Source organism: Phyllobacterium sp. (assembly GCF_037994405.1).
Classification (GTDB): domain Bacteria; phylum Pseudomonadota; class Alphaproteobacteria; order Rhizobiales; family Rhizobiaceae; genus Phyllobacterium.
Genome location: NZ_JBBNAN010000008.1, coordinates 1 through 2,273 on the forward strand (window position 1 = coordinate 1; position 2,273 = coordinate 2,273).

Genomic DNA, 2,273 nt, shown 5'->3' on the forward strand with positions numbered 1-2,273 from the left:
GGATGATCCGGTCGCCTGAATCGAGACAGGAGTTTTTTATGACCGTGAAGGAAGCCGGGAAGGTGCGGCCACAGGAGCTGAGCGGTTGTAGGCGGGAGGCCTTTTGGCTGGATTGGGCATGCTGGCGATCCCGGGGGTGTTGGTCCGGTAGTGGCCGCTGGCTGGCTCGTTGAGCTCTGACAACCGCCGGGATGGATCAAGATACGGTAAAGTTTACGCAGAAGGGGTCCGGAGAGGCAGTATCTTGGTTTCCGCCCGTGTGATCGACGACAAGGTGGACGTTGCCAGGTCCATCGTAAATCAAAATCGCCCTGTCGATGTCGATGTCGATGTCGATGGCCGCTGTGCGATGTATCGCGAGAAAGGCTGGGAGCGTTTTAATGAGAATAGTCCTGATCTGACTCAGGCGGAAATTGCGCGCGAAGGGCAGTGAATTCGAGACTACCACCCAATCTGATTCAATCTGAAACCGGTTTTTGCGTTATCCCACATCGGCACCGAAACCCAGGTGGCAACGGGTTTCCGCTCTCGCTGACCCAAACCGCTCAGCAGGCATTCCTCATGTTCGCACTCCTACCGTAAGTTACAGTAACGTACTTACGAAGACTCGATATTTTCGGCCAACATCCATCTGGAGATGCAAGCGAGCCGCAGGGGGGGCGGCCGAGGAAGTCTGCACGGACCTAAGCGGAGGGTCAAATATGGGTGCTTCTCTCATACGGTATCTGATTTCATTGGCGGCGCTTGCGGGAATAGCTGCTTCCGCGCAGGCCCAGGAGAACGCGGAAGATCTAGCGAAGAAGCTCTCCAATCCTATTGCGTCGCTCATCAGCGTGCCATTCCAGGGTAACTATGATGGCGGCTATGGCCCAGACGATGGCAGCAAATACACCATCAACGTTCAACCGGTGATCCCCTTCACATTGAACGAGGACTGGAATGTGATCTCACGAACCATTGTTCCAATCGTCTGGCAGAGTGACATTGCAGGGCCATCCGGCGATCAATTCGGTCTGGGGGATACAACCCAAAGCTTGTTCTTCTCGCCGAAGAAACCAACCGCATCGGGCATTATCTGGGGCGTGGGGCCTGCCTTCCTTCTGCCAACCGCCACTGACGACCTCCTTGGCGGCGAGAAGTGGGGCGCAGGCCCAACCGCTGTGGTCCTTAAGCAGTCCGGACCTTGGACCTACGGGGCTCTGGCAAACCACATCTGGTCGTTCGCGGGTGATGACGATCGTCAGGATGTTAACTCGACGTTCCTGCAGCCTTTCATTTCTTACACGACCAAGGATGCATGGACCTTCGCGTTGAACACCGAGAGCACCTATAATTGGGAATCCGAAGAATGGTCTGTTCCCATCAATTTCACGATCGCAAAGCTCGTGAAGATCAACAAGAGCCAATTCAGTTGACCGCCGGTGTCCGCTATTGGGCGGAAAGCCCAGACAACGGCCCTGACGGCTTTGGTGGACGCCTCGCCATAACATTCCTGTTTCCGAAATGACGGGGACTGTCCGTTTCAACAATCAAGAGCTTGGCTCAAATCAGGGGGATATCATGACATCGATCCGAAAAAAAATCTCAGTGCTGGCAATTATCATCGCCGCAACCGCTCTCGACGGCGGGAGCATAGCCACCGCCCAAACGGCCGAAATTCCGCCAATCCTCGTCACGCCTGACAAGGTGGACACGCGCATCGGCCCACTGGAGTTTAAAGATGGCGCGCCAAGCGCCGAAACCGCCGAGAAGGTGTACGACACGCTGGATTTCACCCGCGGCCTTGACGCTTTCCTCAACAGTTACGGCGGTGCATCCGCTTATGCGATCCGCAAAGGCCTTCTCAGCATTGGCGCTGAGGACAATACGGTCACCATTTACCCCGAGCTGATGGATTCGAAATCGCTGTTCCTCACGGCGAACGCCGATACCGTCTATTACTTCAGTATAGTGGATCTGACGAAGGGCCCGATGGTGGTTGAACAGCCGCCGAAGGGGGTCGGCACCATCAACGACATGTGGTTTCAATGGATCATCGACGTCGGGTTCCCCGGTCCCGATCGCGGCGAAGGCGGAAGATATCTGCTCCTGCCACCGGGCTATGACGGCCCGGTTCCGGAGGGTGGTTTCTACGTAGCGCGGTCGAAGACAAACCGGATCATCTATGCATCTCGCGGTTACCTTGAAGACAACGATCCGAAGCCGACGGTCGAGAACATCAAGAAGACGATGAAGATCTATCCCTACACGCCGGGAGGCGCTGGCACGAGTAT

2 protein-coding genes and 1 pseudogene are annotated in these 2,273 nt (G+C 56.0%); all 3 read left to right on the plus strand.

Annotated elements, in window-relative coordinates; all coding sequences use genetic code 11:
• Positions 1 to 244: 244 nt before the first annotated feature.
• Positions 245 to 433 (plus strand): hypothetical protein, encoded by a 189-nt coding sequence (locus AAAC48_RS00545; RefSeq protein WP_340652299.1) that lies wholly within the window; start codon positions 245 to 247, stop codon positions 431 to 433.
• A gap of 268 nt (positions 434 to 701) precedes the next feature.
• Positions 702 to 1,507: pseudogene (locus tag AAAC48_RS00550) on the plus strand (transporter).
• Between the two features lie 53 nt (positions 1,508 to 1,560).
• Positions 1,561 to 2,273, plus strand: a 713-nt coding sequence (locus AAAC48_RS00555) for a DUF1254 domain-containing protein (RefSeq protein ID WP_340652300.1), incomplete at its 3' end; no start/stop codon positions are given.